At 40.9% G+C, this 5,760-nt stretch carries 4 protein-coding genes; all 4 read left to right on the forward strand.

Going from position 1 to position 5,760, the window contains the following annotated elements:
• Positions 1 to 84 precede the first annotated feature (84 nt).
• The 4 genes from IH879_18520 (at position 85) to IH879_18535 (ending at position 5,744) form a co-directional block, all read left to right on the forward strand.
• Positions 85 to 1,731 (forward strand): polysaccharide biosynthesis tyrosine autokinase, encoded by a 1,647-nt coding sequence (locus tag IH879_18520; protein MCH7676920.1) that lies wholly within the window; start codon positions 85 to 87, stop codon positions 1,729 to 1,731.
• Positions 1,732 to 1,767: 36 nt separating this feature from the next.
• Entirely contained in the window at positions 1,768 to 2,727 is a 960-nt protein-coding gene (locus IH879_18525; protein MCH7676921.1) for a GDP-mannose 4,6-dehydratase, read from the forward strand.
• 35 nt (positions 2,728 to 2,762) lie between these two features.
• Positions 2,763 to 4,220 carry a sugar transferase gene (locus IH879_18530; protein ID MCH7676922.1) on the forward strand — a complete coding sequence of 486 codons (1,458 nt, stop codon included), beginning with the start codon at positions 2,763 to 2,765 and terminating at the stop codon, positions 4,218 to 4,220.
• Positions 4,221 to 4,559: 339 nt separating this feature from the next.
• Positions 4,560 to 5,744 carry a glycosyltransferase family 4 protein gene (locus tag IH879_18535; protein ID MCH7676923.1) on the forward strand — a complete coding sequence of 395 codons (1,185 nt, stop codon included), beginning with the start codon at positions 4,560 to 4,562 and terminating at the stop codon, positions 5,742 to 5,744.
• Positions 5,745 to 5,760 lie beyond the last annotated feature (16 nt).

The following is a 5,760-nucleotide window of genomic DNA, read 5'->3' on the forward strand; positions in this document are numbered from 1 at the left end:
GGTAAAACTGAGACCAATTGGAATCGCTCTGGAAATCTGATGACTATAACCTTAACCGACACCGATCCAAATTTAGCTGCTCAAATGACCAATCGTCTTGCGGAGATATTTGTCCAAGAGAGTGCTTCTCTTAAGACAAGAGATGTTGAGAAAAAGAGCCAGTTGCTGGGAGAGCAACTTCTTATAGCAAGGGCTGAATTGACCGAGGCTGATAAGGCACTTAAGGAATTCCAGGAAAATAATGCCCTGGATTTGAATGCGGAGCAGGATATCCAAGTCAAACAGTTGGTGAGTGATGAGGCTGAGAGGAAAGCTTTAGTTTCCTACAAAAATACACTAGAAGTTCTTCTGCAAAAATCGGACGATGAACTGAATTCCGTAAACGGAAATGGAACTGCTGCGGAGAATCGCAGATATATTTTTAGTCAACTTGCGGCACACCGTTATTTCGATAATCATCCAACGATGCTGTTTCTGCGTGAAAAGCTAAAAGATCAAATTGAAAACTGGCGCATGATTGTAGCAGGTTCTTCTGAGCAAAACCCAAGGGCTCAGTCAATTGACAATGAGATTCGAGCAACACAAGCACAAATAGAGAACTTCACCCGTCAGGAAATAAGTACTATTGGAGTTGAGATAAGCAGTCTGAGCTCAAAAATATCAAAACTACGACGCGATCAAAGTCGGTTTCCAGCTCAACAGCAGCGGTTGGGTGAACTTAAAAGAGATCAGCAAGTTGCCGAGCAAAAGTACCTCAACTTGGATAGTAAATCCCGTGACGCTAAAATTAACGAAGTAGTCAAATCTGAAGAAATAGAGATACTAGATCCTGCGATTGTGCCCGAATTTCCTACAAGCCTTCCAAAGAGGATCCAGGCTTCATTGGGTGGCACTCTAGGTATAGCACTTGGCGTTTTCCTTGTGTTGCTTCTTGAATTCATCGACAAAAGTATTAAAACCGTTGACGATGTAAAAAGGTATCTAAAATTACCGGTTATGGGTACGATCCCCTTGCTTGACTTTAGCGATGTTTTCGATTTTCAGGACTCCGAGAAATTGAAGCGGATTGATCAACAACTGGTGACGCATGATTATTCCCCGACTCCAATTGGTGAAGCATACCGCTCTCTTAGAACAAATTTGTTGTTCTCAAAAGACCACGGTAAAATACAATCTCTGGTTGCAACCAGCACCGAACCGGGTGATGGCAAGTCCTTTACTGCGGCGAATTTAGCTATCACCTTTGCGCAACTCAAAACAAACACATTGCTGATAGACGGTGACTTAAGACGCGGCGTTCTTCACAATACGTTTGGGTTGCCGAAAGAGCCAGGATTTTCCAACTACTTGACAAGAATGGTTCCTCTACAAAATATTCTATATGAAACACATATTCCCAATCTAACTCTCATAACTTGTGGTTCTTTAATTCCCAACCCTTCGGAATTATTGGGTTCGCAGCAGATGCGCAAATTCCTCGACGAAGCCAGGAGAAAATATGAGCTGATAATTTTTGACAGCCCTCCGCTAAACGCAGCTACAGATGCAGTCGTTATCGGCACGCAAGTCGATTCAGCGGTGATGGTTATTCGGGCCGGAAAGACCAATCGGGAATTTGCTCTCCAGAAATTGGAGCTATTTTCAAATGTGCCGGCGAAAGTCTTGGGTGTAATTTTAAATGGAACGACGAGTGATATGGCCCATCCTGGTTATAGCTATTATCACTACTAAAATTTGAATAGGAATTTATTGACGGGCTAAGGGAATATGGCAAAAATATTGGTGACAGGAGGCGCCGGATTTATCGGATCCCACCTTAGCGAGACTCTTTTAAAAGAGGGACGGGAAGTCATTTGCCTTGACAGTTTCAACGATTATTATAATCCGGAAATCAAACGAAATAATATTTCTCTACTGCAAGGGCAAAGTAATTATACACTGATTGAGGGGGATATACTTAACCTCGATCTTTTGCGTCAAATCTTCGCGGATTATAAATTTGATATTGTTGTTCACTTAGCAGCACGGGCAGGTGTTCGACCTTCTATCCAGGAACCTCTGCTTTATCAGCAAGTCAATGTAGAGGGCACGACGAATCTTTTGGAAATGGCTAAAGAATTTCGGACGCAGAAGTTTATTTTTGGTTCCTCATCCTCGGTTTATGGTGAAAACGAAAAAGTGCCGTTTTGTGAGAGTGATCCCGTCGATCATCCCATTTCTCCATATGCGTCGACAAAGAAATCTTGCGAGTTGATTTGTTACACCTATTATCATCTTTATAGTATTTCCACAACCTGTCTGCGTTTTTTTACAGTCTATGGTCCAAGACAGCGGCCGGACATGGCCATCTATAAATTTACACGAGCAATAGAGGCAGGCGAACAAATCACCATGTATGGTGACGGAAGTTCGCGTCGCGATTACACCTACGTTACGGATATTATTGAAGGTATCTGCAAGTCCATTGAATACTGTTCAGATTACCACATCTACAATTTAGGTGAATCGAAGACCATTGAACTAAGAGAGCTTATTCAGTTGATCGCGAAGTGCTTGGGGCAAGAACCCAAAATTCAAAAGCTTGCAATGCAGCCAGGCGATGTTCCAATTACTTTTGCCGATATCACTAAAGCCAAAAATGAAATATCCTACCATCCAAAAGTCAACATTGAGCAAGGAATAGCCAAGTATGTTGATTGGTTTAAGGCGAATAAACTCCATGAATAATTTTTTAGTTTCAACTTTCTTTTAGAATCTCTTTAATGGTCCAGGATAAGGAAGTTTTTCTAAGCAATGTCGTCAAAACTATTGATGCCATTTCTGTTGCCGTTGCTTTTGTAGCTGCATACTTTTTCAGCTTTTTCGTAAGAAATATTCTAGGGCTAGGTGAATTATACTATGCATCTGCCCCCACTATTCATGCGTTTTTATTTTTCACAAACAAATATTTCATTATCCCCGTTGCCAGCATACCAACCTGGTTGCTATTGTTATCCGTTTTGGGTGCATATCGAGATATACGAACCAAAACATTCCTAAAGGAATTTGAAATTCTGCTAAAAGCTGGCGTCCTGGCAACAATCGTGCTGGGTAGCCTCATTTTCGTTTTTAAACTAACCGTCACGAGTCGTTTATTTATTGCAATTTATTCAATGGTGACTGTTGTTGTTCTTACTATTTCAAGGGTATTCCTACGAAAGTTCTTTGATTACATGCATCAGCAGGGCTACAATCAAATAAATTTGCTGATTGTTGGCACCGGAAAAAGAGCAAGGGAGTTCATTGAGGTTGTAAAAAGTCATGCCCATTTAGGTTTGCGAATTGTAGGACTGATTGATGATGAGCATGGTATGTTTGGTAAAGAAATAAAAGGGTTCCGGGTTCTGGGTAGACTTCAGGATATTCCTTTTATCCTGCATAGAATTGTTGTCGATCGAGTGATTTTTGTGGTGCCGAGGCTTTGGTTAAATCGAATTGATGAGGCAATCTTGGCGTGCGAACGGGAAGGAATCAGTACTTCGATTAGCATGGATCTTTATAACCTCAGAATAGCGAAAGTGCGCCAGACTGATTTTGGAGGATTCCCGCTTTTAGAATTTGAAACATTTTCAGCCAAGCAGTGGCAGCTTTTTCTCAAACGCACACTCGATATTATCTTATCTTTTGTGCTTTCAATCATTTTTTCTCCAATAATTATTTTTGTGATAATTGCCATTAAGGCAACCTCAAAAGGTCCGGTATTGTTCAGGCAAATGCGCTCCGGTTTGAATGGCAGAAAATTCAAGCTTTATAAGTTTCGAACAATGGTTGTGGGTGCTGAGATGAAAAAGCGCGAGTTGGAGAAAATGAATGAGATGGACGGTCCGGTATTTAAAATAAAATTCGATCCGCGAATCACAAAGATTGGTAGAATTCTGCGAAAATTGAGTATCGATGAAATTCCGCAGCTCCTCAATGTTCTGAAGGGAGATATGAGTATCGTTGGGCCCCGTCCACCATTACCCGTTGAAGTAGAGTTGTATAAAATGTGGCAGCGCCGGAGATTAAGCTTGAAACCCGGACTCACCTGTATCTGGCAAGTCAGCGGTAGAAATAAAATTCAGTTTGAAAAGTGGATGCAGATGGACCTGCAGTATATCGATCAATGGTCTCTTTGGCTGGACTTTAAAATTCTTTTTAAGACTGTATTTGTGGTACTCTTTGGATACGGTGCGAGTTAAAGTCAATTACCAATTAAATTACTTTCCAAATTGAATTCCACCTAACTCGCTTTGTGTCAGGTGCTAACATCGTTTCATTTTGACACATAGCTACTTAAAATAACAGCCTTTAAAGTATTTCTTAAACTGTAGTAAACCCTTTAAAATACAGACACACCTTCCTCGCTCAAACATCTAAGGTCAGTGGCATTATAATTGCTAAAGTAAATGCGATTAAGACCGATCTAAAATTTTAGCGCTTACATTAATGAATTTTAGTAGAGTTTGAAGGCGCCTAACACTACCGTTGTTCGCCTTCCGCTCAATCTTTCTTTCTAATTCTGAGGATTATTTTCACAAATGCGCATTTTGATGATTGCCCCACAGCCTTTTTTCCAACCGCGAGGAACCCCGTTCAGCGTTTTACATAGATTAAAGGCTCTATCACATTTGGGCTGCAAAGTCGATTTAGTAACCTATCATATCGGGCAGGATGTGGATATCGAGGGGGTCACAATTCACCGTATTCCAAGAGTTCCCTTTGTTAGAAAAATTGCCATCGGACCATCGAAGAGAAAAATTATCCTTGATTTCTACCTGTTCGCTAAAGCAAAAAAAATGCTGAAGAAGGGCAACTATGATCTGCTTCATACTCACGAAGAGGCAGGATTCGTAGGTAACTATTTAGCAAAAAAATACGGTACATTGCATCTGTATGATATGCATTCTAGTTTACCGCAACAGTTGTCAAATTTTAAGTTTAGTAAATCGAATTTTTTGATTCGCCTTTTTGAGATGCTTGAGGCCCAGACAATCGAAAATGCCACCGCTTTAATCACCATCTGCCCAGAGTTGTTTAATTATGTCAAAGGCAACTTTCCCAATAAGTTTAACAAATTGATCGAGAATGTTGCAGACAACAGCCTTGTATTTAAATCTCAAATGAATGGCAGCCAAATAAAACAGAAGATAAAAACAAACGGTGAAGCGGTCGTTCTTTACACTGGCACTTTTGAACCCTATCAAGGTATCGACTTACTGATTAAATCAAGCGCTAAGGTTGTTGAACAAACCAAAGAGGTACGCTTTGTTTTGGTAGGGGGTAAGCCGGAGCAAGTTGAGCACTATAAGAAGACCGTAAGTGAAATGAATCTCGATGATTATTTTGTCTTCACTGGGTCTGTTTTGCCAGAAGAAATCCCTGGTTATATTGACACGTGTGATGTGCTGGTTTCGCCAAGAATTGAGGGTAACAATACCCCGCTCAAAATATATTCTTACTTGCGTTCCGGAAAGCCGATTGTGGCGACCAATCTTATTACGCATACACAAGTACTCAATGACAAGGTTTCAGTCCTTACGGATTGCACGCCGGAGGCTTTCGGTACGGGCGTGTTAAATGTTTTGAAAGGAGATGATTTACGCAAGCGGGTTACGAAGAGTGCCAAGAAATTGGCTGAAGACAAATATAGCTACGAGTCTTACCTTGAAAAGACAAAAGAAGTTCTTGAGTATTTAGAAGAACAACTGGAGAACGCCGGCTAATGTGTGGTATTTGTGG

This window comes from candidate division KSB1 bacterium (assembly GCA_022562085.1).
Lineage (GTDB): Bacteria > Zhuqueibacterota > Zhuqueibacteria > Oceanimicrobiales > Oceanimicrobiaceae > Oceanimicrobium.